Source organism: Spirosoma pomorum (genome assembly GCF_054776615.1).
The window spans coordinates 28,877-53,274 of sequence record NZ_BAAHBP010000004.1 but is presented as its reverse complement, the minus strand read 5'-3'; the positions used below and the strand labels follow the sequence as shown (position 1 = coordinate 53,274).

Sequence of the window (24,398 nt, the reverse complement as noted above, 5' to 3'; positions counted from 1 at the left end):
TACATTGCATCTTGGTCGATACAAAGTTGACTCCACTACCAGTACTTTTCAATTTCCCAACACGCTCTAAAGAGAAAGTGGAAGTCCTGCGGATCCTCTAATACGGTTTTAGATTTCAAGAGTTTGAAAAAGACATCACCTCCTGAAAGTGTCCCCAGTCCCCATATGATCCTAACGGTTTTCATTTAAATACACTCTACCTTTTTACGAAGGTACTAGGTTCTTCTCTTCAGATATGTCTTCACTATCTATCTGTCTGTAAAGCTTCGGTCCTATAACAAACTGCAAATAATTAATTATCATTAGAATGCTTCCCCGTGAGACAAAGTAGGCAGACTATTGATCCTTTGTCCCATAGGAAGCGTTTTTTTGACAGTAGCCAACCAAGAGTATGACAGTTCTGCAATCCTGACAACCGCCACTCTGTCCTCAACGACCCAGCGACCTGGGTACCCAATCTCACTCTACCAAGAATCTACTACAGCAACCCATCAGATTCGTACACGACCCCCTAGTAGCCTTGGTTTGAAAACGCTTACGACTCCACTCTAAACATTAAGCCCCGTCCTGGTCGTGCCAGAAACGGGGCTTAATAACAGCATATTGTCAGATTTACTTTATCCGCTTACTGAGCCTTGAGCACCTTGACGGTCTGGTTTTGGGTGGGTGTGCTCACGCGCAGCAAATATGCCCCACTGGCCCCGCCCACCCGGAGTACCACCCGCTCCACGGATTGGGCAGCAGCCACGTCAACGGGTTTGGCAGCCGGGTAGCCCCGCTCGTCAAATACTCCCATACTTAAAGATTGACCAGCCGCACCGCTGACTTCCACTACCAACTCATCCCCATCCATAGGGTTACCCAATACTTTTACTTGTAGCGTCGACTCCACCGGCACGCCAACCCGGCCCTGACTCGAGCCGCAAGCCGAGAGCCAGTTGTAGCTGAACGTATTGCTTACCCCGCCCTGCTGGGCCACCAGCGTGATCACCGGGTTGTCGCTGTACAAACGCAGACTATAAGGGCCAGGCGCTTGAGTACTTACCAACTCATTTACCACACTGAAGCTAACGGGTTGGCCGCTCAGCCCACTGTACTGGGGAATGAACGTCACCTGCCGCTGACCTCGGGCCGCATCCACCACCACGCACGACACCGTCGTCACCCCGCTGATGGCAAAGCCCGCGGGCGGACTCACGACACTACCACTCACCGTCAGCTGGAAGCTGGTGCCAGCCGACAAACTACCCGGATCAGTGGCCGTTACCTGCACCGTGCTCACCCCCGTCACCGTGGCCACCCCACTGATGGTGGCCGGAGCCGTAAAGCGCAAGCCCGCCGGCAGACCTGTCACACTTAACACCAGCTGGGTGGGTGTCTGGGCATCCGAAAAGGTACCCCCTGGAATGACATAGCTGAAAGGCTGACCCACACTCGCTGTTTGAGCCGGGATCACATTTACCACCGTGGGGGACGTGTTGGTCGGTGGTTCCACCGAGCCCCCACAAGAAGCCAGCCAGTTGTAGGCGAAGGTGCTGGTGACCCCGCCCTGCTGGGCCACCAACGTGATCACCGGGTTATCACTGTACAAGCGCAGCGTGTAGGGACCGGGTGCTGTGGTGGCTGCCAGCTCGTTGACAATCGAGAAGGCGAGGGGTTGGGCGTTAAGCCCCCGGTACTGGGGCGTGAAGACGACACGGTGTTCGCCCCTGACCGGGTCAACCAGTTGACAGCTCACCGAAGTGGCTCCTGTCAGGGCAAAATCGCAGGTGGTCTGCCCCACGGTGGTGGAGGCCATGCTGGAGCAGCCATTAGCGCCCACCACCGTTACACTGTACACACCCGCAGAAGCAACCGTGGCCGAGTTACCGCCGTTGATGAGTGTCGCCCCCGCGCTGAAGCGATACGTACCCACGCCCGAAGCGGTGAGCGTTACGCTAGTCTTAGTGCAGGACAAAGGGCCGTCATTGATCAGCCCTGCCACCGGCACGATCTGATCGCTCACCACCGTAGTGCTGGCTACGCTGCTACACCCATTGCTACTCGTCACCGTCACACTGTACACACCGGCACTGCTCACCCTGGCCGTAGGGCCGCCGTTGATGGGGGTTGCCCCCGCACTGAACTGATAGCTGCCACCCCCACCATTAGCGGTTAAGAGAACGCTCGTCTTGGTGCATGACAACGGACCGTCGTTGGTCAGACTCAGGCCTACCACGCTCTGATCGATGGTGACTATTACACTGGCCGAGCTAGTGCAGCCGCTGGGGCCTGTCAAGGTCACGCTGTACACACCCGCGCTGCTGACGGTGATAACTTGATCCGTTGAGCCCGTGCTCCAACGTACCGTGCCGGTGCCCACCGCCGTCAGACTCGTCGTTGGAATCGCGCAGGTTAGCGTGGCACTGTTTGGGCTGATGGCCAGCGACGGCGCGGTTTGATCAGCGGTGACGTTCACGCTAGCTGAGGTGGTACAACCGCTAGGAGCCGTCAACGTAACACTATAGATACCCGCACTGCTGACCGTGATGGCCTGATCGGTTGAGCCCGTGCTCCAGCGCACCGTCCCTGTGCCCATTGCGGTCAAACTTGCCATTGGACTAACGCAGGTTAGTGTAGCGCTGCTAGGGGTGATGGTCAACAAGGGGGAAGCCTTATCACTCACAACTGTAGTGGAGGCAATACTGGTGCAGCCATTGCTGCCCACCACCGTTACCGAGTATACCCCGGCGGTTATTACACTAGCCGTGGAGCCACCGTTGATGGGGGTAGCTCCCGAACTGAACTGGTAAGTACCGCTGCCACTAGCCGTCAGCAGAACGCTGGTCTTAGTGCAGGTCAAAGGACCGTCATTGGTCAAGCCTGCCATCGGCACGCTCTGATCACCTACCACTGTGGTCGAAGCAATCGAGGAACAACCATTGGCGCCCACTACCGTCACACTGTACACGCCAGCCGTGGTTACTGTTGCTGTTGGACCACCGCTGATCGGCGTCGCCCCTTGGCTGAACTGGTAGGTGCCGCTGCCACTAGCCGTTAAGAGCACACTGGTCTTTGTACACGACAAAGGGCCGTCGTTGGTCAAGCCTGCTACCGGTACACTCTGATCGCCCACCACTGTGGTACTAGCCACGCTGCTGCAGCCGTTAGCGCCCACCACCGTCACCGAGTAGGTGCCCGAAGCGTTCACGGCGATGCTAGGCGTCGTTTGCCCGTTGCTCCATTGTAGGGTTGGGGCACTGGTGTTGGCCGTCAGGATAAGCGTGGGGCTGGTACAGGTCAGCGTACCACTGGTTGGCGTAATCGATACCGTAGGGGGCGTCTGATCCGCTGTTACGGTGGTGCTGGCCACGGACGAGCAGCCATTGGCGTAGCTTACGGTTACCGAATAGATGCCCGCCGTCGTGACCGTAGCCTGGTTGGTGGTACCAATCGGGGTGACCCCGTCACTGAAACGGTACGATTGCCCCCCTGGGCTGGCCGTCAGCGTCGCGCTGGTCACGTCACAACGTAAAGACCCACTACTGACCAGGCTTACCAAAGGAGCCGCGTTATCCTGGCTGATGGTAATACTGGCGGTGCCAAAACAGCCCGTGGCGGTGCTGGTTGTCGTCACCGAGTACACCCCGGCCTGAGCCATCGTAGCCTGGTTGCCACTCTGGGATGCCACATTGGAACTGAAGCGATACGTATCCCCGCCCGAGGCCGTCAGCGTCAGGGTGGGCTGGCTACAGGTGAGCGTGGTCGAGGGGCTGGCTGATAGCGTAGCCGTCACGACAACCGTATTACTGGTCACGCTGGTGGTCGTGGTGCTGATGCAGCCAGCCTCATTGGCAACCCGTACGGCGTAGACGCCTGGACTGCTCACCGAGCGGGTATCTCCAGCCCCCGTTAGCACTTGGCCATTACCGTCGGTAAAGGTGTAGGAGTTGCCCGGGACGCCGGCCGCCCCCGTAGCCGTCAGGGTGACGGTCGTCATCGTGCAGCTCAGGGGACCGTTGTTAGTCAGGCCCGGTGTGGGCAGATTGTTCACCGTTACGCTGGCCGAATCACTCATGGTTTGCTGACAGGTCGTGCCGGTGTTGGTCGCTTGTACGGTGTAGGTGCCCGCTACCGTCTGGTTACCGAAGCTGAGCGCACTACCGGTGCCGGCTACCGTGTTACCCACGGCATTGCCATCACGCCGAAGTTGATAGCTCACGCCGGTTTGCGAACCGGACAGGCCAACCACCACACCACTACCCGCTGCGCAATAGCTACCTCCGCCAGTGACACTGAACCGAGTCGGTAGCGGGTTTGGCGTTACGGTGGCGGAGCCGGTCATGACCTGTTGACAGGTCGTGCTGGCATTAGTGGCCTGCACGGTGTAGCGACCGGCCGTGGTCTGGCTGCCGAAGCTGAGCGCCCCACCCGTACCTGCGACGGGACTGCCCACGGCGTTACCGTCGCGTTGTAGCTGATAGGTAACCCCCGTCTGAGAACCGGATAGGCCCACCTCCACTCCATTACCCCCTGCACAGTAGCTGCCCCCGCCGGTAACGTTGTATTGAGTTGGTACTGCATTCGCAGTGACGCTTACACTGGCGGTGGCCAGGCAGCCCAGCTTATCGGTTACACTGATCCTGAAGCTAGGTGTTCCCGCGCTGGTAGGCTTGGCCAAAACCGGATTATCGCTGGTACTGCTTAGCGTGGCCCCCGCTGGAGCAACCCAAGTATAGCTGTATGGCGTATTGGGTGATCCGCTAGGAGTGGCTTGCAGACTCGTACTGACGCCTACGCAAACCACCGAGGGCGTAGCCTGAGCCGTCACGGACAGGGAGTAGGGCGTTCCCCTAAATTCAGCGGCCCCCATATCGATGGTACGCACCTTGCGGGCATTGCCCAGCAGATCGGTAGTAGTGGTATTGGCTGCATCACTGCCCGCATCGATGGCGGGCGCGCAGGCCTTGAGGGCCGGGCCGGTGCTACTCTCAAAGGGATCAAACGTGGCGATGATGTTACCGCCCTGGTCGTTGTAGTTGAAAGGAACGGGTGGCGTCAACGTGTAACTAAAATAGTTATTAAATCCAGCCACAACATTCTGTCCGTCATTACCCCATAAGACGCAATTGGTCAGGTTAATCCTGCCATCATTCAGGGAGTACACGGCCCCTCCCGCTACGCCCGACGTGTTCGAACTAATGGTTGTATTGATGCACGTGGCTATCGACCCGGTGTTGGTTATCAAACCACCCCCGTAGTTACCTCTGTTACGCGTGATGAAGCTGTTGACAATCGTCGCATTACTATTACCAGTGATGTGTAGTCCGCCCCCGAACCCGCCAAAGGCAGTGGCCGCGTTCTGATCAAAGACGCAACTCACTAGCTGGATTGGGGTTGATCCACTTATATAGAGGCCACCGCCTTGAAAGTTTACCTGGTTGGCCGTAAACTGGCAGTTGCGCAACTGGTAGTTGGAGCATTGCAGTAAAGTCGCCCCTCCTCCGGAGCCATTGCCCTGGGGCGCGCTATTGTTCGTAATCTGACAGTTTTCCCAACTCCCGCTGGTGGCGCTCTGCATATAGATGCCACCGCCCAGATCAATGCAGGTATTGCCCGTGACCAGGCAATTGGCCAGCGACACGTTACCACTGATGAATAGACCACCGCCCCGTTTGTCTGTACCAGTACTGCCGTTGGCATTACCTGCCGTCACACACAGGCCATCGAGTAGCGCTACTTCACCTGCATTAAGGCCGACGTAGACGACATGGTGGCGTTGTCGGCCTGGTCGCCGATGGTACCTAGGTCGCCTGATAGTGTCGTGGACGACGGGGTGGTCGTACGGGCACTAGCGTTGCCTTCGGTGCCTGCCGCCCCTGTAAAGCCACCCAAAATAGTCACTCCCGCTTTCGCTCTAAAGGTAGCGCTTCGGGCGTCGGTCAGCCCGCTGGTGCTGGGTTTGTAGGTGCCCCCCGCCATCCAAACCTGATCGCCTGATGCTGACGCGTTGATCATGGCCTGCAAATCACCCGAGGCATTGCTCCAGGTCGCGCCCGTACCCGTAGCGCCCGCTTTGACGTACCGGATGGTAGACGCAGCCGGGGCCATTAACCGGGCTGATCGAGCTGATGCTGGAACTGGCAGGGGCTGGTGATCCATTGGTGGTAGACTCATCTCCGGAACGCCGGGCTGTCCGGTTTGCGCCCCGGTGGTGGCTCTAGCTGGGTTGGCATTGACTTCATCGTTGCGCCCATAGCGGATGGCTGGGATCTCGTTCGATTGGGCCTGGGCCAGTAGACTACTGCTTAGTAGTAGCATGAGCAGGCTGAGCGCCTGTAGGTCAAACCGGGAAAAAGAAGGTAAAGAATACGTCATATAAAAAAAATAGTTGGTTGCGAACGAACAGCAGCAACGGGCGTCGTTGCTGGAACTGATGCATTACCCTGCCCCGCGACTACTCCACCTAGGCGGAGACAGACCAGTTGGTGTGAAAAGGAAGACGTACATGAGTGGGTTGGGTAGACTCGAAAGCGGAAAGAAACCGAAGACAGAAGACAGAGGACAATCATTCGGAATCAGATATTTTTCCGGTGGCCAATGCCTGCGCAAGTTTATCGCATAGGTACCAGACGGATGTGCATATTTCACCCAAATAGGTGCACATTTTGCTCACTACCAGCCAGGAAGCAAACAAAAAGTTCGAAAATGGGCTATTCTCGAACTTCGCAGGATCACAGACAATTTATCGTGGCTTTTCTAGCCCGGTCCTGTTCGCACCCGATGCGACAGCAAACACAGGAGACAGGCATAATTTCGTATGAACCGGGGGAAATGGCAACCGGCTCGGTTACTCATCCCCCTCCCCCGTACAGAGACTTCGCAACCGATCCCGGGATCGTTTTAAGCGCATCTTGACGGCGCCTTCCGAGAGCTGATAGCGTTGGCTAAGGTCGGCAATCGATAATCCCTGCTCGTACTTGAGTCGTAACAAGTCCCTGTCCAGTGGGGGTAGTTGGGCCAGTTGCCGTTCCAGCAGCCGGAGTCGATCCTCGTTTGCATCGTCCATGAAAGAATGATTACCGACGATCGTCTGAACATGGGCTGGCGCTAAGGGCTCGGTAGGCGGTAATCGACTGTGGCGTCGATACTGCCCCAGGCAGTGGTTGTGGGCAATGGCGTAGAGCCAACCGGGCCGCCGGGCGGTTGAAAAGCTGGATTGGTGTTCAAAGGTGTCCAGCTTACGGAACACTTTCAGGAAAATATCCTGGGCGTAATCCTGGGCGGTCTGGGTATCGTTGGTAAAGGACAGACAGGTTCGGTACACCTTTTCCAGGTAGCGCTGGTAGAGTGTATCAAAGCTTCGGGGTGAGGGGGTCGTCTGGAACGCGTAGACGAGTTGCTCGTCGGCTGGGCTGTGTTTTTTCATCGTTGTTGTCTACGCTAGTCGGCCTACCAGCAGGAACTACCTCCAATGAACCTGGTAGTAGTGAGGCCTGCTTGTCTGATTAAGCTATTCTTTATAGGGAATAAAGAGTGGTTTCTTCACTCCTTAATGCGTGGGGCAAGTTTAGCCCAGGGCCCTCAGACGGATGTGCAGATTTCGCCCAAATAGGTACACATTTTGCTCATCAAACCTGGGCAAGGCAAAAAATAACCTGTTTGGTTTAGTTTTTGACGAACAGCATAAAGAAGCTACTAGTAGAATTACTTAGTATACTTACTTAAATAACCCGGCATTGGGCGTCGCGAGATCACTCAACGAATGTCCGTCTAGTATGCATATCCGAATGGGATATCTACTTACATTTGTTACCTCATACCCGGAATCAGGTAGTAAATACAGCATAATTTGAAAGCGGTCAGCTTGATTCTAGCCCTCCTGCTTGGTTGCTGCTCATTGGCCGCAGCGCAGCACTTTGCAGCCTCCGTTCAGCAATATGGACCTGAAAACGGCCTGGCGCACCGCGAAGTGAATGCTATTTTCCAGGACCGCCGGGACTTCATGTGGTTCGGCACCAAGTTTGGGCTCAACCGCTTCGATGGGGCAACGTTCACCACCTACACCCGGGAAAAAAACGGGCTCGACTTTGACGACATTCGTTCCATTGCTCAGGATGCCGACGGACTGCTGTGGCTCATGGGTCCCGATGGTAAAGCCGCTATTACCCTCTTCGATCCGGTAACGGGTGTGGCTACTTCTTTTGAGAAGCGCTTCAAACAGCCCCGACCCAACAGTCCCGCGGCACTTCCGCAGCAGACGCTGCTGAATAATCAGGAAGGGACAGTCGCCTTCGTCGATTATCAGCCGGCCCGACTAAACACCTACCATCCCCGGTCGGGTCTGAAGACGGTATCCTTACCTCAGTACACGACACTGACACTGGTGGCCTTTACACAGCGAAATACCGTTTGGGTTATTGCGAACGGGAAGCAACTGGTGGAACTCACTCTGGATGGGCGCGCGCTACGTAGCTACGACCACACAGGCAATATCCATACCTGTTTCGGGCAGCGCCATGCGGATACGGAATTTTTTTACACGACGTCAACAGACCCGAAGCGCCCTTACTTGAGCAACCTGTTTAAAATCGATCAGTCGGGTCGGCGGCAGGAGCAACCCATTCAGCTGATCAATTCGTCGAAACTACAACAGCGAACCGTCTATGCCTTTGACCGGAGCGGATTGGTCTGGAATGGCTACCAGTTGCGTGATGCGGTCAATCAGCCAGTTGTTGACATCAGCAACAAACTACCCAGTGGTTCTGTCGACAACCGAAGCTTTTTTCGCGACAAAAATGGAAGTTTCTGGCTGGGCACCAGTTTTGGCCTCTACCAGACCCGGATTAGCCAGAACTATTTCCAGCGTTTGTTCTACCTGGCCGGCATCGGGAAACAACCCGCCGTTCGGGGTATTACCGCCGTGGGTGATACACTCTATACCAATCTGGAGAATGACATGGGACTATTCGCCAGCAGTCTTTCGGGAGCATCGGTCCGCCAGGCATTTCCGGATCGACGGTCATTCAGAAGTCTGAGCGGTAAGGTGGGAAGTAAATTATATCTGGGCGAAGAATATACACTGGTAACCTACGACTACAAAACCGCCAGAACCAACGTAACCCCCATACCCGGCCCGGGAACCATCTGGAACATTCATCTCTTTTCGACCAGTCCCCGCCGGCTGTTGGCCGGTGGCGATCCCGGTTTGTGGCTGGTCGATCCGGTCACAAGCCAGGTTACTAACTTCCGGGGCTATAACCAGTTTCCCGAACTAGCCCAGGCCCAAGTCCTGCACATTGGCACCGACCGGCAAGGCACGATCTGGCTGTGTGCCACAACGGGGCTGTACACGGTCGACCCCAAAAAGGGCGTTACGGCCCGCTACTGGCGGAGTGGCCGGGGGGGCTTCCGGTTACCAGCCGACAGCTACCAGCATTTTTACCAGGACCCGCAGGGGCTGTTCTGGCTGGCGACGGCCAATGCCGGGCTGATTCGCTGGGACCGTGCCCAGGGCCTCTATCGGCAGTTCAGACGGGCCGACGGGCTAAACAACGATAACATTTACGCGGTGTATGCCGACCACCGGAGCCACCTCTGGCTCAGCAGCGACAATGGTATCATGCAGTTTGATCCGGCCCGGCTCACCACCCGGACCTATACGGTGCAGGATGGCATCACCTACAACGAGTTCAACCGTATCGCCCACTATCAGAATGCACAGGGGCGGATTTATTTCGGTGGTCTGAACGGGATAACAGCCTTCAACCCGCGTGATTTCGACGCCGAACCGCTCCTGCCCGACCTGCCTCTGCGCGTGGTTTCCTTCCGTCAGTTCGACACGGAACGTAACAAACTAGTCGATAAGACCGCGGAACTGCTCAGAAATAATCAGATCACGCTGCAACCTAATGACCGGAGCAGTATCCTCAACTTTGCGCTGCTCAACTACACCGATGCCCGGAAAAATACGTACGCCTACCAGTTCAAGGGCGTTGATGCTGGCTGGCACTACCAGAAAGAATCCTCGTTGCGGCTGGGCAACCTACCCTATGGCGACCATCAACTACTGATTCGGGGACAGGCCGCCGACGGCCGCCTGTCGTCGGCTATGCTTTCCATTGAGGTACACGTACTGCGCCCATTCTACCTGCGGCCCTGGTTTGCTGTTGCCCTCGTGTTGTTATTGCTGGGCTTAGTCTGGGCCTGGGGTCGGTGGCGGGACCGGCAATACCAGCGGGCGCAAATCCGGCTACAAACCCAGATCGATGAGGCCACCCGAACCATTGCCCGGCAGGCGCAGGATCTGCAACAGCTCGACGAAACCAAATCCCGTTTTTTTGCTAATATCTCCCATGAGTTCCGCACGCCCCTAACGGTAATTCTGGGTATGGCTGACAACCTCCACCAGCAGCCCACCCCTCAGCTACGTCAATCGTCCGTCCTTATTGAACGTAATGGCCGCAATCTGCTGCGGCTGATCAATCAGATTCTGGATCTCTCCCGGCTGGAGGCCGGTCAGATGCCGCTTACCCTGGTGCGAACGGACCTGATGCGCGTTATCCGCTTCGTGGGGGAATCGTTTCATTGGCTGGCCCAGGCGAAGCGGATACGCCTGATCGTAGACGGTGAGCAGGAAATTGGTGACGTTGACTTTAATCCCGACAAGTTACAGGACATTGTCGCCAACCTGTTAGCAAACGCCCTCCATTTCACCCCGTCGGGGGGGGAGGTACGGTGTGAGGTGACTATTCAGACTCGCTGGCAACCACTTACGCCAGTGGGTTACCACGAGGCACTTACGCCAACCCAGCATCTGAATGCCCCGTGGATTCAGATCACCGTCAGCGATACTGGCCCTGGCATTGATCCGGCCAGCCTACCCAGAATCTTTGACCGCTTTTATCAGGCGGGGCCTGGACTGGACGGGCCACCTCAGGTTGGCCTTGAGGTAGCCGAATCCGCCCATGGCGGGACCGGCATTGGTCTCTCGATGGTGCGGGAATTAGCTAGCCTGATGCAGGGTGGCCTGGCGGTTCGTAACCGATTCCTTCCAGAGGGCCTTATTCAGGAAGAATCCTGGCTGGGTTCCTCCAAACTAGGTGCTGAGTTTGTCGTCCTTCTGCCCCTGACGCGGCAGGCCCCCCTTGCCAACGATGTGTTGCCCTCCCCCATACTACCCGCATCGGTCTGGCGGGACCCGGTCTGGCGGGACGACGGGATCGAAGCCGAGCCAGAGAAGGCCTCTGATCAGCCCCTGCTACTGCTGGTGGAAGACAATGACGACGTGGCCCGTTACATTGTTTCCTGTATTCAAGCTGATTACAACGTCCTTTGGGCACCAAACGGGCAGGCCGGCATTGAGCTGGCCCTGGAGAGAATACCCGACCTGATCATCAGCGACGTAATGATGCCGCTCAAGGACGATTTTGAACTCTGTGCTACGTTAAAGAGCGACGAACGCACCAGCCACGTCCCCATCGTGCTACTCACCGCCCGTGCGGCAACAGACGACCGGCTTACGGGCTTACGGCGGGGGGGCGATGCGTATCTAGTCAAGCCGTTCCAGCGGGAAGAGTTACTCCTTGTGCTGGGCAATCTGCTACAGGCCCAACGGCGGCTACAGCGCTATTACAGTCAGCGGGCGCTGGGTAACGTACAGCCCGATCCGGCTCCGCTTGCGGACGCCGATGCACTGGAAGATCAGTTCATCACCAAACTGCGTAGCACCCTGGAACAGCACCTGGACCATGTCGAGCTGGATACCGAGCAGATCTGTCAGTTGATGGGGATGAGCCGGAATTCGCTCTACCGTAAGACACTGGCACTAACGGGCATGTCAATCATCCCATACCTGCGCGCGCTTCGCCTGCAAAAAGCCGAAGCGCTGCTGAAAAACTCCTCATTGAGCGTAGCCGAGGTAGCCTATGCAGTCGGCTTCGAGAATCCCCGGTATTTCAGCCGGGTCTTTTCGGAAGAAAAAGGCATCTCTCCGAGTAGCTTCCGGGAGCTGGCGTAACGAATTTGTTTCTTCCCCGTTACAGCCTATTTTGTGCAGGACTAGGGTTGAACGGCCTATTCGTACAAAAACCGGCGTATATTACCGTATTTATAAGAGCCACATAGTACTTTTCGAAGGGATTTTGTACTAAATTTTTTGTGGTAATACAATGTAATATTCTACGATCATACACCTAGTACATGCCTCAAAAACAGACCGGTATTGGAGTAATCTACATGAGATTATATTCGTCTCAGTTAGGGGGATTTCATAAGAAATCAAATAACAGGGGGGTATAAATTTGAAACCGTCATTTCTAATTTATACCCCCCTGTGAGGACTTTCAGTCAGCACATCACTGATTAGTACATAATTCGTTGCTCTTTCGGCAGGGTGTCAATATGGTGCAGCTTACCCTGTCTAAAATCCTGGTAAAGCTGACGAATGTCCTCCTGTGTATTGCCAATGAAGGGTCCATGGGATACGATTTCGTCCCCCTGACGTTCACCGGCGTAAAGAATGACGCGACCGCCCGTTTCTCCAGCCGTTAAGCTCAGTTCGCTTAACCCATCATCCGCGAATCGGTCCAGCCAGCCCACTTGATCCTGCGTTAAGCGTTTCTTCGCGTTTCCAACTTCCACACTCCCCTCAATTCCGTATAAAAAGGCGGTGTAAAGCGCCGGGATGTATTGTACAGTCGATGCATGGGGGGCCAACCGGATATCAGCCAGAATCAGGGGCGTATAATTCTGAACGGGCGAAGTTACACCCGCCAACGAGCCACTGTATACCTTGATGTCCACTGACCCATCCAGCGTGACGTTGGGCACACGATCCAAGGGGATATCCTGCACCCGTGGTGTAGCCCATCGGTCCTTCTTGGGCAACGTCAACCATAACTGCAAGAGTCGCATCGTCGTTTGACGCTCAATGGTTTCAGTATGAATCACCCCACTGCCGGCCGTCATTAGTTGTAAATCGCCCCCACCCAGGCGGTAAGCCTTGTCGCCCATTTCGCCTTCCAGCAATAAGGAAACTGTTTCAAAACCGGCGTGGGGATGTGGCCCACCGACGGGTTGCTCATCCCGTTTTTCGAGCCGATCATCCATTAATGCGATAAACGGATCGCTCTCTGAAAAGTCAACCTGAATCAGAGGACTAGCCAGATGCCCCGCACCTAAAAATCCCTGCTGAGCCTGGGGTGTGTATATGTTGGCAAGATTTCGTTGAATGCTCATACCATTATCTGATTTATAAAAGGGTGCTGATTGTGTTCCCTTTTCTTCTGCAAATTTACTATATTTGCTATACTTTAGTAAGTAGTATACTGGAGTATAGTACTATACTCTGGTATAGCGACGAACCCAATAAGACCAGTTATCTGATCATTATAAACCGATAATGTATGGAACCAACCAACTTAGTGCCTGAGGAATGTAGCCGTACGTTGCGCCCCGTACGGGATGCCCTGGATGTTTTAAATGGGAAGTGGAAGCTACCTATTATCGTAGCCCTCACCTTCGGGGAGAAGCGGTTTGGCGAAATTGCCAAAGAGGTTCACGGAATTACGGATCGGATGCTCTCTAAAGAATTACGGGATCTGGAGTTGAACGGCTTGGTTAAGCGCCATCTATATGATACGTATCCTGCCAGGGTGACCTACACGTTGACCGCTCATAGTCAAACGCTACATGACGTGATCGACTCCTTGCGCAATTGGGGAGAGCTGCACCGGAAAAAGATGATCTCAGACGACAAGTAAACGAATGAAAATAGTTGACTTACTATCGTTTAGCGTGACCAGCTCAAAAAACGCCCGTTTTCAGACATGCTTGGGCGACTGAATATTATTCAATAACGAGGTCAGGCTATTTCCAGTAAAGCATCAATATTAGTAGATATTTGCTAATTCTACGGCTGACATTTTTTTGTAAAGAACCGCTTGGAGTACCGCGAAGCCATATCTAACGCTAACCAATATACCCTTGAGTCAACTTGACTTAACTGGGGCCAAGGTGGGAACGTTTAGTACACTCCCTGTCAGGCCATAGCTTGAAGACGAGCAACTACCTTCAGAAAGGATCTTGTAGCCTAGCGCGAAATGGATTATACATTTAAGCCTTTAGAAGTCTTGTCCGTACCACGACAACTAATCGATTCAATGGCTATTTGACCGCGTTCGGGGGCAACCGCACGGGGACCAGTGATTCTGGTTATAAGGGCGATAAAAATGGATCATGCAACACCTGCAGTGACAGACCATGTTCGACTCCGGTCGATTTAGTCCAGGGGAGTTAGTACGCTCATTGTTGGACTCACTAACCGGTGGCACGATTAGTAGTAGTAAAATCGTCCTGTACCGGTCACCCAAAGAGGATCCGGCTCCCCGTGCGTATTTACTTGATCCGTCAGTATCCTAGTCAATTACATCGATAAAATTCTGGCGCGGGACGAAAGTCATCGGTTGACAGTTTATCGGACCGCTCTTGCACTCATCGATTAACTCCTGCGAAAACAATACGTTGGGCCCGAACCGCCGGTATTCCCCGGAAGCGTACATCAATCTTTTTTCTTTTGGTAGACGAATTCTAGCCTATAGCGTAAAGGTAACCAAGCAGAGACGTCCCAGTCAGCAACTATAAGCCAAGAAACGTAACCTTAGCGTGGCACCGGCTGTTAATTAATAGATTCTATCTAGACTATAGAATCTATTAATTAACAGACTCAACAATACTTTCTGATGAATGACAATCAATTGAGCAGACGCCAAGTCATTGGCGGAATTGGTAGTGGTTTAGCCGCTTCGATGATGGCAACCCCCATATTGGCAACCCCAAACTCGGACACGGCCATCGCTCCGCCAGCTCTGGTCGACCCGACCAAGAACTATCCCAAACCTCCTTTTAATACCCCTATGCAGCCCTGGCCAGGCCTAGCTAGTAAAATGAACCCTCGGCCCGATCATGGGGAGACCAGCTACAAAGGCTCAGGCCGATTGGTCGGTCGCAAAGCCTTAATAACGGGTGGTGATTCGGGCATGGGCCGGGCAGCGGCTATTGCTTATGCGCGCGAAGGAGCAGACGTAGCGATCAATTACCTGCCCGCGGAAGAAGCGGATGCTAAAGAAGTGATTGATCTGATCAAAAAAGAAGGGCGAAAAGCCATAGCGATCCCCGGTGACCTTCGTGACGAAGCGTTCTGCAAACGGCTGGTCGACGAAGCGGTGAAGGGCTTGGGTGGTCTGGACATTCTAGTCAGTAATGCAGCCCGCCAGCAAGCTCGTGAATCAATTTTAGACATCACCTCGGAAGATTTTGACGCCACCATAAAAACCAATATTTACGCCCCATTCTGGATTATCAGAGCAGCCCTGCCGCATATGCCCGCTGGCTCAGCCATTATTGGTACGACCTCCGAGCAGGCCTATGATCCCTCGGCCAATCTCTACGACTACGCCCAGACAAAGGCCGCTACGATGAATTTTGTCAAGTCGTTGGCTAAGCAACTTGGTCCCAAGGGGATTCGAGTAAATGGCGTAGCGCCGGGCCCTATCTGGACACCATTGCAGCCAAGCGGTGGAGCAACCGCCGAAAAGCTGAAAAGCTTTGGTGGGGATACGCCACTGGGCCGGCCTGGTCAGCCAGCCGAGTTAGCGTCGATTTATGTCCAATTAGCGGCCAGTGATGCCAGTTACGCGACGGGGCAGGTTTATGGAGCGGCTGGCGGTAAAGGACAGCCTTAAGCTTATACCAGATCGTGTTAGACGGGCCATGGCACGTTGGCTTGTTTAACACGATCCAATCAACCATAAGCCCGAGAAGGCGGGTTGACTAGTGTAAAAAAATCCCTCCATAACCAGCAGACCTACAACCACGAAAACGTGTTCAAGTAGGTAGCCGACTTCCAGCGGGCTGGAGCGGCACATCGTACTGTAATTCCATGCACATGACTAAAAAACGAATATTGTTTACCGGGGGATCGGGAAAAGCCGGAAAGCACGTGGTTCCTTACCTGCTCGACCAGGGCCATACCGTGCTGAACGTCGACCTGACCCCGTTGACGCATCCGGGAGTTGATAACCTAATCGCCGATGTTACGGATTCGGGGCAGGTGTTCAACGCCATGACTTCGTATGCCAGCTTAGACGACCTGGAAGCCGGCCGTGGTGTACCCAAATTTGATGCAGTCGTCCATTTCGCGGCCGTACCCAGGATTCTGCTTAAACCCGACAATGAAACGTTTCGGGTTAACACGATAGGGACCTATAATGTCATTGAAGCGGCCGTGAAACTGGGCATCAACAAGATTATTATTGCGTCCTCGGAAACCACGTACGGCATTTGTTTTTCGGATGGCCAGACCAACCCGCACGTGTTGCCGCTCGAGGAAGACTACGACGTTGATCCCATGGATAGCTACGGCTTATCCAAGGTGGCCAACGAGAAAACAGCGCGCAGCTTTCAGCGACGGTCAGGGGTTGATATCTATGCACTGCGTATCGGTAATGTGATCGAGCCCCACGAATACACCGAGCTTTTTCCTCATTATTTTGCCAATCCTGACGTGCGACGCCGGAATGCATTCTGCTACATTGATGCGCGTGATCTGGGCCAGATTGTGGATTTGTGTCTGCAAAAAGATGGTCTTGGGTACCAGGTCTTCAATGCGGGCAATGATCACAATGGAGCCATTATCCCTAGTCAGGAACTGGCCAACCGATTCTTCCCGGGGGTGCCCGTTGTTCGCGAATTGGGAGAGCACGAAGCGCTATTTTCCAATCGCAAAATCCGGGAGGTACTGGGCTTCCAAGAGCAACACAACTGGCGGAAGTACGTAAAAGGCGAGTCGTGAGGCAACCCTACCCGGTGTCGACGGCTAAGCCCCCGGTTCATATCAGGTATTGCTGCTGACTGGCAGTCGACACCAGGTACGAACCGGGGGCTTTATCGTGCCGGTTAACTGCCGAAGGATTCATCGCCAGAACCCACTCTTATTGGGCTACCCATCCCCCATCGATGGAGAAACCAGACCCCGTAACATAACTGGAGGCCCGGCTAGCCAGGTAAAGTGCAATGCCGCCAATCTCGTGCAATTCGCCCCACCGTTTCATCGGAATTTTATCGATAAACGCCTGGTACTTGGCGGGATCGTTCAGCAGCGGCAGATTTATCTCGGTTGCGAAGGGACCGGGCAAGATGGCGTTGACGGTAATGCCCGCCTGGGCTACTTCCAGGGCCAGCGCGCGGGTCAATTGTAGAATAGCGCCTTTACTGGTGGCGTATGGCGTTCGGTCGGGAAGGGCAATGAGCGCCAGCATCGACCCCATATTGATAATCCGGCCGTAGCCATGCTGCTTCATGATCGGCACCACCTGGCGACAGGCCAGCCAGGTACCGGTGACATTCACCTGCTGCACGCGGGTAAACTCATCGAGTGAAAGCTCCTCAATGGCCCCCCGTATGTTGATTCCCGCCGAGTTGATCAGGATATCGATCTTGCCGAAGCGGTCGACGGTTCGGCTTACCGCAGCCTTGACGCTGTTCTCATCCATTACGTCGCACACTGTGCTGATACACTCAATGGCATAGCGCGAGCGGAGCGTTTCCTCAGCCTGACGGTTGGTTGCTTCGTCACGCGCGGCAATGACTAGATTGGCCCCCGCCCCGGCCAGTGCCTGCCCCATCGCCAAGCCCAGTCCCCGGTTCCCACCGATCACCAGGGCCGTTTGCCCGTGGAGCCGGAACAGGTCTAAAATGTTATGTTCTGGGGGAAGTTGGTTCATACGTATCTATGGAGTTCAGATTGCCTGCTTGATAACGGCATGAGACGAGCGGCTTTTGTAGGCAGCATCGGTGCCTGACCGAGTTTGGTCATCAATCGTCAAGAATAGTCAGGAATGAATGCAGCCTTACGGAGGTAGAGTTTATTTATTGCCCCCCCTTGGTTACGCTGGCATACAACATCTGGCCAATGTACGCTGGTCAGGGTTACCAATCAAACCGTTCAGAAAAAGGTCAGCTGAAAGTCGTATTTGTCACTATTGACGATTACTACAGCGATTTTCTCACGTTGAGCTTCCAGGGTTTTTCGATGGTGCGAATACTCTTGGTCTACTGTTTTGTGATGATCATTTCCACCCGGCGGTTTTGCTGACGCGACGCTTCGTGATTGTTGCTGGCAGTTGGACGAGTTGGTCCGTAGCCACGCGTTGTAATCCGGCTGGCCGTTATTCCATTCTTCACCAGATAATCTTTGACCAGATCGACCCGTTGCTTGGACAGCCGGACATTTTCGTCAAAATCGCCCTGATTATCGGTATGTCCAGCCAGCAGAATTTCGGTAGACGGATTGCTGTTCATAAACGCCAGCAGTTGTTCCAGCGCGGGTTGAGCATCGGGTAACAACTCGGCTTTACTCTGCACGAACTGGATGGCGCGTAGTTGTGTCGCTTTACCGACCGGAGCAACCACGAGCGGTGGCGTATAGACGACTTTAGCGTCCAGCGTTTTAGGGGGAATGGCAGGAGACCCCGAACTTACCGGAGTAGACGATGAAGTTGCAACAGCGCCCTGCGGCAGTTGCTGCGGCTGAGTGGCAGCAGGCGCTTTCGCCGGGGTCGGTACTTTAGCGACAGCAACGGGTGGTATTGTTCCTTTCCGGTACAAGAATACCGGCTGCCGTTGTATCTGATCTACGTACGTTGACGTCAGCATCAGTTGTTCTTCGAGAGTCGCGTAACCGTCGGCCTGCGTAACGATCGTGTAGGGTTGTCTGGGATCAAGTCTAAGCTGGTACGAACCATCGGTTCCGGTAGCGACCTGCTGCGCCCGCATCGTTCCGGTCTGACTTCTGACACTGACAACTGCACCAACGAGTGGTTTACGACTTTGGCCGTCCAGTACAGATCCCTTCAGCAGCGCCAGCCCATCGGACGAGGAAGGAGGAATTCGAGTCTGGCCCTTACTCTCCGGAGCCAATAAATCGATGAATGTACAGGAGCCAATGATCAATAAAACCTTAATCCATTTCGTCATGTATAGGCAACGTAATTCGAACCCCAAAAGTACGCACAACCTTTGAAAAAGCCTTGTACGAGGCCGGTTTTAAAGGCTATTGACAATCCTTGAAATTCAAGGCATTTTTTGTTTTCAATCAATTGATTTACAGACTACTTACACACCTAAAATAATCCTTTACTAACGAACGATAGAAACGGGTTTTTCGTTAATAATGTATGACACAGAGAACCCAAGTTTCGAACCATTCTACGAGCGTTCAGGCTCCGCTTTCGTCTACTCCAGCGGCCAGTTTGCCACAGGACGAGACCTGGCGTAAGTCTATTCCCGCGCAGGTATTTCTGAACCACTTCTTTGCTATGGATTACCACATCCAGCATCAGAACGACCTTAGTGATCTGGCTAAATTTCCTGTTTTTCAGCAGTTCTACGGTCGCTCCACCGACGAAAACCGGAAAGCCCTGGAAAAGCTACTCCTGAACAGTTGGAGCGCCGAGTACGCGCTGCGGATTACGCCTGTTGTCAACGACGAGCAGTACCTACAGAGCTCATTGCACTGGACGTTCCCGCAGGCGTATTACAGCGCCCTGTTCAGCGCCCGTGCCTTTTTGGCCGTGCAGGGTATCAATGTTAGTAATGAAGAAGTGATCCGGAAGCGGATTGGCAACGCCGTCGTACGGGGTTACTATCCGGCTTCGATTGGTTATTATGCGCTGGGGCCAATCAATAGCTACCGCATTCAACGGTTACCAATGGCCAAACGGTTTAGCGTAGCAGCTAAAACCGATCTGCTGTTACCATCGCGTTCGGGTATGGCACAGGCTGAGCTGGCTCAGTTTTTAAAAACCACCCGCGACCAGCGCGTGAAAGCGCTACGGGCATCGATTCAGAATAACCCAAAGACGGCGCTACGTAGCCCGAAGACGGGAGAAATTCTGCAAAAATTCAGCGTTGAGCAATATAAGCAGTTGGCCAAGCAGATTGGTTACACGACGTATTTTGATATGCTGAGTCGGCTACGTATTTCGTCGACCAACCGAGAGATCGAGCGTTTTGTCGATTCGGAAATTGACGTGAAGCTGTTTCACCAGAGTCTGGTCAACATCGTAGCTCATGTCAACGCTGTGCACGAAGCGTATATCGCCAAGGCGTTGGGAGCAACTGCATACCGGCAACTGGTTGCCAAGCTGCCTGCTTATCTTCAGGAAAGCTTCGTTCGGGAACGGATGAATAGTCTTATTCTACCCATGACTGAATCACAGCCAGAATCTCCTTCGTTACGGATGGCAGCCTGATACAGTGAGCTAAGCGCCAAACACGAGCTGCACGGGTTGTTTGATACAGACGTACACTACCATATAGTTTTGAAAAGCCCCTCAAGGATAGATCATCCTTGAGGGGCTTTTGTCTTTAGTAGCGTTTAAGTTTTTTCTGTACAATGAGCTTCTTGATGTACGCGCATAAAACTCCTCTAATGCTTTTATTAACAAACATTTACCCCCAATAGCACTAAGATTTTCTTTAGGTGCAGAAGACTTCCAGGAAAAAGTATTTCTGGATAGATATTTGCTTATAGTGCCTTAATCAATACTAGTAGTTTTCATCCACTCGATTACGGTCAACATAACTTCACTTTGTATTTCTTTCCTAAGCCTATGGTGACACCTTCTACCCACTCGACTTATTTTTCAGGTATCCAGGGGCTTAGGGCCATCGCTTGTCTGCTGGTCGTGTTTTTTCACCTGGCCATGCTGCTGGACAAAAATTACCAGCTACCAGTCCTGAACAACTTCTTTTCGCAGGGCTATGCTGGCGTTGACCTGTTCTTCGTTATCAGTGGCTTTGTAATTGCCCATAGCAGCAAAAACCTGATTGGTCAGCCCGTTACGTTTCGTATTTATTGGCTCAAGCGACTCGTTCGCATTTTTCCCATGTATTGGCTCGTGCTACTCCCGACGCTGGTGGGTGTTATGCTGACGGGGTCGGCAGACAAGATACCAACGGGCTCGTTTCTGGATGTTTTTGCGCACTGGTCATCAACCGCGCTCCTCCTGCCGGAACATGACGCGGTAAACGGTGTAAGCTGGTCGCTGAGTCATGAGCTTTACTTTTACGGCGTTTTCAGTCTGCTTATTTTATCGCCCCGGCTATGGATCGTTCCGACCGGCATTGGCCTGGGAACGCTGCTGTTGATGCACGAGCCAGTAACGGGCACTTTTCTCGGCGACTTTTTACTAAGCCCGTTCAATCTGGAGTTCGGTCTGGGTGTACTGGCTTGGTATCTTTCTCAACGTAAAACGCTTTCCGTACCACAAAGCTTTACCCTCTTTGGGACAGCTTTCCTGATAGTCGTGTTTTTCTACTCGACAGTCGCTAACGAAGATCACCTCCAGCGCGTGTTAGTCTTTGGAAGCGCATCGTTTATGCTTTTGCTGGGTGTGCTTGGCTTAGACAGCCAGAACCGGTTGAGAAATCCAGTTTGGTTGGGCAAGATCGGAGATGCTTCGTATATGTTGTACCTGATCCACTTCCCTGCGTTGATCATCGCCAACAAACTCATTAAACCGCTGGTACCTGATCCGTTTTTTATTCTGGGCCTAAATCTGGCCCTGACGGTCTTTATCACGTGGTTGAGCGTATACCTACATCAGCATCTTGAGAAGCCGGTTATGCAGTTGCTTCTTCAGCGAGCCTTACCAAGCCGACCAAAAGTCGTCATGCCCGCCCCTGAAACCGTTGTTGCTTAGCCAGAAGCCAATTCAGTTTAGCCAGAGCGCCCCCAATGACGCGAAGTCATTGGGGGCGCTTGTATTACATTCAGAACGTAACGGGTGGTTATTAATAGTCCAGCTTCGCCAGGTAGTCGAAGTCATAACGAGCACTTTCCATTGCCGTTTTGGGATATTCTTCCTGTTCAACAAAGAAGTACTTCACCCCCGACTTCTTCATATTTTGCAGCATCTGCTTGATGTTGATATTCCCCTTACCGAACTCAGTACTTTCCTGTTTCGCCCGATCCATATCCTTCAAATGCCAGAGCGGGAACCGACCGGGGTACTTGTTGAAGTACGTGATGGGATCGTTCCCCGTGACGATAACCCAACCCAGGTCCAGTTCCATTTTCACCAGCTTTGGATCGGTATTCGTCAGCAGAATATCGTAGAGGGGTTTGCCGTCGACTTTCTGAAACTCATAATCATGGTTGTGGTATCCAAAGACGATATTGGCCTTCTTACACACGTCAGCGGCCTTCGTGAACGTATCAGCGCAACGTTTGTAGTTATCAACTGTCTGCCCTTCCGACGGCAGTGATGAGCAGATGAGGTACTCCTGTCCTGACTCGGCCGCCTGATCAACGGTTTTCTGCCAGTTGTCGTCGATGGCTACGTGACCACTCCGTAACGTCATCCCCAGATCGCTGGCTATCTTTTTCATTTCTTTTGGCTGTAGCCCGTAATAAAGTCCTTTTACACTTCGGGCCGATTCCAGCTCTTTGTAACCAATTTTAGCCAGCTCCTTCAACGTACCCACCGCATCCTCCAGCATTTCCTTGCGAACGGTATACAGTTGAATACCGACATCCTTAACGGTAGCGGCCTGACTAATCCGGGGTACTAAAAGGGCTCCGAGGGTTGCTCCACCCGCTGTTTTTAGAAATTGACGTCTCGTGTTCATAAAGTTCTTCGCCGGGCTCTATAGCACCGATTCCCGGCTAAGGTAAGCAACCCATTGTAGCGATCTACTGCTGATTCAGTAATCGATTGGTTAACCTTATGGGCGAGTTACGGTTACACTAGCCAGTACATTGTCACTGGTCCTAGTTCATGCGATTAACTTTTTTACTATTTTTTCTACTTCTGATCGCTCATTACGCATCGGCCCAGCAGACCCGTCTATTGGATCACAACCCGATTGGCTGGTTCACGTATAATGGCGATCATAAGCTTAGCAAGCGCTGGGAACTCCATACCGAATACCAGTGGCGTCGTACGAATTTTCTCCAAATCTGGCAGCAGGGGCTGGCCCGGATTGGGGCTACTTATCAGTTGACCGACCAGCTTACAGTTGGGGGCGGCTACACGAATCTTATTACGTATCCCTACGGCGATTATCCCGAAGATCCCGAAGTCACCTTTGAGCACCGCTCCTACCAGGACCTGGAAATCAGCAACCCGGTTGGGATTGTTAATCTATCGCACCGCTTCCGGCTCGAACAGCGCTGGCTGAGCGTAGGAGCTGATGGTAATCCACGCGACATCGTCGACTGGGATTTTCAACATCGGATTCGTTACCAGATTTCGGGCGAGTTCCCGCTCGATGGTCAACGTATTGACGACGGGGAGTTCTATGCTAATTTCTTCGCCGAACTATTCATCGGTTTCGGCAAAAACGTGGGCAACGACATCTTTAATCAGAACCGGCTTTCGATTGGACCAGGCTACCAGATCCGGGATGACATGAAACTAGAGCTTAATTTTATCAATCAGATTAAGCAGCACGCCACCCCCGAACCGACCTCAAACCGACCTGTTTACGAGATCAATAATGGCTTCCGCCTGAACCTCGTTTACAATTTCGATTTCACAAAAAAGCCGTAGCGGCACCCAAGCTGATACCCGAATGCCGCTACGCCCAATGGTTTGTTTCGACAATTTATTTCGCAGCCGTCAGGACTGCTTTCATTTGATCAGCGACGAACTGGTTGCCCTTTTCGTTAAGGTGCACCCGGTCGGTAGTCAGCACACCCCGGTCTTTGTTTTCGGGGTTGTTTTTCAGGTCATACTCCTGAAACGCTTTCCGCAGATCGACCAGCGGCAGGTTGTTGCGGGTGGCCAGGTCGCGGATAAAGGCGCTGTATTGATTCAGATCACCGTCCTGCTGGTTGGTCATGTCCGTTTTTTCGCCGATAGCCGCGGGCGTGCAAAGAACCACTCGGATATTATTCGCTTGGAGCTTCTTAATCACCGCTTCGTAGAACCGGACAAACTTGTCGGGGTCGGTTCCAGTACCGCTACTAGCTTTGTGCCATACGTCATTGACGCCTACCCAGATGACAACCACGTCCGGTTTTTTGGCCAGCACGTCATCCTCCATCCGCAGGTATAGGTCATAAATTTTATTCCCGCCGATTCCGGCCCCAATGAGTTCAAACTGATCGGCTGGCAGCACCTTTTTCAACATGTCAATGTACCCACCGGGGTTAATGCCCGCCTGGGTAATGGAATCCCCGAAGAAAATGACCCGGGTTGGTTTACTGATAAATGCTGTTGACAGCAGCAGGATAAACGCAAATAAATAGATGCCGGTACGCATGGTTTTAGTAATGATAGCAGCGGTTAAAAAAGCCCGTCAAAAATAGTGATTCGCCCTTGTAGGTTATCATTACCGCTGTAAAGTCAGTT

At 53.4% G+C, this 24,398-nt stretch carries 15 protein-coding genes; 7 read left to right on the top strand and 8 right to left on the bottom strand.

Annotated elements, in window-relative coordinates; all coding sequences use genetic code 11:
• Nucleotides 1-625 precede the first annotated feature (625 nt).
• The 3 genes from ACYVAD_RS09180 to ACYVAD_RS09170 form a co-directional block, all read right to left on the bottom strand.
• The gene (locus tag ACYVAD_RS09180; protein ID WP_461139203.1) at nucleotides 626-5,695 is read right to left on the bottom strand and encodes a beta strand repeat-containing protein; all 5,070 of its coding nucleotides are present in this window, start codon (nucleotides 5,693-5,695) and stop codon (nucleotides 626-628) included.
• 20 nt (nucleotides 5,696-5,715) lie between these two features.
• Nucleotides 5,716-6,357, bottom strand: a complete 642-nt coding sequence (locus ACYVAD_RS09175) for a hypothetical protein (protein ID WP_461139202.1) — start codon at nucleotides 6,355-6,357, stop codon at nucleotides 5,716-5,718.
• 472 nt (nucleotides 6,358-6,829) lie between these two features.
• Complete coding sequence (locus ACYVAD_RS09170; protein ID WP_461139201.1) at nucleotides 6,830-7,408, bottom strand: RNA polymerase sigma factor; 579 nt, start codon at nucleotides 7,406-7,408, stop codon at nucleotides 6,830-6,832.
• Nucleotides 7,409-7,831: 423 nt separating this feature from the next.
• Between ACYVAD_RS09170 and ACYVAD_RS09165 the strand changes: the two genes are divergently transcribed.
• A complete protein-coding gene (locus ACYVAD_RS09165; RefSeq protein ID WP_461139200.1) occupies nucleotides 7,832-11,998 on the top strand; it encodes a hybrid sensor histidine kinase/response regulator transcription factor in 4,167 nt (1,388 codons plus the stop codon).
• Between the two features lie 344 nt (nucleotides 11,999-12,342).
• Here ACYVAD_RS09165 and ACYVAD_RS09160 read toward each other — a convergent pair whose 3' ends face one another.
• A complete protein-coding gene (locus ACYVAD_RS09160; RefSeq protein ID WP_461139199.1) occupies nucleotides 12,343-13,218 on the bottom strand; it encodes a pirin family protein in 876 nt (291 codons plus the stop codon).
• 167 nt (nucleotides 13,219-13,385) lie between these two features.
• Between ACYVAD_RS09160 and ACYVAD_RS09155 the strand changes: the two genes are divergently transcribed.
• The 3 genes from ACYVAD_RS09155 (at nucleotide 13,386) to ACYVAD_RS09145 (ending at nucleotide 16,831) form a co-directional block, all read left to right on the top strand.
• Entirely contained in the window at nucleotides 13,386-13,742 is a 357-nt protein-coding gene (locus ACYVAD_RS09155) for a winged helix-turn-helix transcriptional regulator (protein WP_461139198.1), read from the top strand.
• Between the two features lie 978 nt (nucleotides 13,743-14,720).
• On the top strand, nucleotides 14,721-15,722 hold the full coding sequence (locus ACYVAD_RS09150; RefSeq protein WP_461139197.1) for an SDR family oxidoreductase: 1,002 nt from the start codon (nucleotides 14,721-14,723) through the stop codon (nucleotides 15,720-15,722).
• 203 nt (nucleotides 15,723-15,925) lie between these two features.
• A complete protein-coding gene (locus ACYVAD_RS09145) occupies nucleotides 15,926-16,831 on the top strand; it encodes an NAD-dependent epimerase/dehydratase family protein (RefSeq protein ID WP_461139204.1) in 906 nt (301 codons plus the stop codon).
• 139 nt (nucleotides 16,832-16,970) lie between these two features.
• On the opposite strand, the gene ACYVAD_RS09140 is transcribed toward ACYVAD_RS09145, so the two are convergent.
• Nucleotides 16,971-17,762 (bottom strand): SDR family NAD(P)-dependent oxidoreductase, encoded by a 792-nt coding sequence (locus ACYVAD_RS09140; protein WP_461139196.1) that lies wholly within the window; start codon nucleotides 17,760-17,762, stop codon nucleotides 16,971-16,973.
• Between the two features lie 328 nt (nucleotides 17,763-18,090).
• A complete protein-coding gene (locus tag ACYVAD_RS09135; RefSeq protein ID WP_461139195.1) occupies nucleotides 18,091-19,014 on the bottom strand; it encodes an OmpA family protein in 924 nt (307 codons plus the stop codon).
• A gap of 200 nt (nucleotides 19,015-19,214) precedes the next feature.
• Between ACYVAD_RS09135 and ACYVAD_RS09130 the strand changes: the two genes are divergently transcribed.
• Together ACYVAD_RS09130 and ACYVAD_RS09125 are read left to right on the top strand one after the other, a co-directional pair.
• Nucleotides 19,215-20,291, top strand: coding sequence for a hypothetical protein (locus tag ACYVAD_RS09130; RefSeq protein ID WP_461139194.1), 1,077 nt, complete (start codon nucleotides 19,215-19,217; stop codon nucleotides 20,289-20,291).
• Nucleotides 20,292-20,651: 360 nt separating this feature from the next.
• Nucleotides 20,652-21,743, top strand: a complete 1,092-nt coding sequence (locus tag ACYVAD_RS09125; protein WP_461139193.1) for an acyltransferase family protein — start codon at nucleotides 20,652-20,654, stop codon at nucleotides 21,741-21,743.
• Between the two features lie 91 nt (nucleotides 21,744-21,834).
• Here the strand turns inward: ACYVAD_RS09125 and ACYVAD_RS09120 are convergent, their stop codons facing one another.
• A complete protein-coding gene (locus tag ACYVAD_RS09120; protein WP_461139192.1) occupies nucleotides 21,835-22,671 on the bottom strand; it encodes a sugar phosphate isomerase/epimerase family protein in 837 nt (278 codons plus the stop codon).
• A 149-nt stretch (nucleotides 22,672-22,820) separates the two neighbouring features.
• Here ACYVAD_RS09120 and ACYVAD_RS09115 point away from each other — a divergent pair, with 149 nt between their 5' ends.
• A complete protein-coding gene (locus ACYVAD_RS09115) occupies nucleotides 22,821-23,594 on the top strand; it encodes a DUF2490 domain-containing protein (protein ID WP_461139191.1) in 774 nt (257 codons plus the stop codon).
• Between the two features lie 55 nt (nucleotides 23,595-23,649).
• Here the strand turns inward: ACYVAD_RS09115 and ACYVAD_RS09110 are convergent, their stop codons facing one another.
• Nucleotides 23,650-24,309: an SGNH/GDSL hydrolase family protein gene (locus ACYVAD_RS09110; RefSeq protein ID WP_461139190.1), complete on the bottom strand. Its 660-nt coding sequence runs from the start codon at nucleotides 24,307-24,309 to the stop codon at nucleotides 23,650-23,652.
• Nucleotides 24,310-24,398: the final 89 nt, after the last annotated feature.

What these genes read in the sequence shown, in the direction of transcription:
- ACYVAD_RS09115 (WP_461139191.1), top strand. Translation starts at nt 22,821, where the DNA reads ATGCGATTAACTTTTTTACTATTTTTTCTACTTCTGATCGCTCATTAC.
- ACYVAD_RS09175 (WP_461139202.1), bottom strand. Translation starts at nt 6,357, where the DNA reads ATGACGTATTCTTTACCTTCTTTTTCCCGGTTTGACCTACAGGCGCTC.
- ACYVAD_RS09135 (WP_461139195.1), bottom strand. Translation starts at nt 19,014, where the DNA reads ATGACGAAATGGATTAAGGTTTTATTGATCATTGGCTCCTGTACATTC.
- ACYVAD_RS09110 (WP_461139190.1), bottom strand. Translation starts at nt 24,309, where the DNA reads ATGCGTACCGGCATCTATTTATTTGCGTTTATCCTGCTGCTGTCAACA.
- ACYVAD_RS09160 (WP_461139199.1), bottom strand. Translation starts at nt 13,218, where the DNA reads ATGAGCATTCAACGAAATCTTGCCAACATATACACACCCCAGGCTCAG.
- ACYVAD_RS09155 (WP_461139198.1), top strand. Translation starts at nt 13,386, where the DNA reads ATGGAACCAACCAACTTAGTGCCTGAGGAATGTAGCCGTACGTTGCGC.
- ACYVAD_RS09170 (WP_461139201.1), bottom strand. Translation starts at nt 7,408, where the DNA reads ATGAAAAAACACAGCCCAGCCGACGAGCAACTCGTCTACGCGTTCCAG.
- ACYVAD_RS09150 (WP_461139197.1), top strand. Translation starts at nt 14,721, where the DNA reads ATGAATGACAATCAATTGAGCAGACGCCAAGTCATTGGCGGAATTGGT.
- ACYVAD_RS09140 (WP_461139196.1), bottom strand. Translation starts at nt 17,762, where the DNA reads ATGAACCAACTTCCCCCAGAACATAACATTTTAGACCTGTTCCGGCTC.
- ACYVAD_RS09145 (WP_461139204.1), top strand. Translation starts at nt 15,926, where the DNA reads ATGACTAAAAAACGAATATTGTTTACCGGGGGATCGGGAAAAGCCGGA.
- ACYVAD_RS09120 (WP_461139192.1), bottom strand. Translation starts at nt 22,671, where the DNA reads ATGAACACGAGACGTCAATTTCTAAAAACAGCGGGTGGAGCAACCCTC.
- ACYVAD_RS09130 (WP_461139194.1), top strand. Translation starts at nt 19,215, where the DNA reads ATGACACAGAGAACCCAAGTTTCGAACCATTCTACGAGCGTTCAGGCT.
- ACYVAD_RS09125 (WP_461139193.1), top strand. Translation starts at nt 20,652, where the DNA reads ATGGTGACACCTTCTACCCACTCGACTTATTTTTCAGGTATCCAGGGG.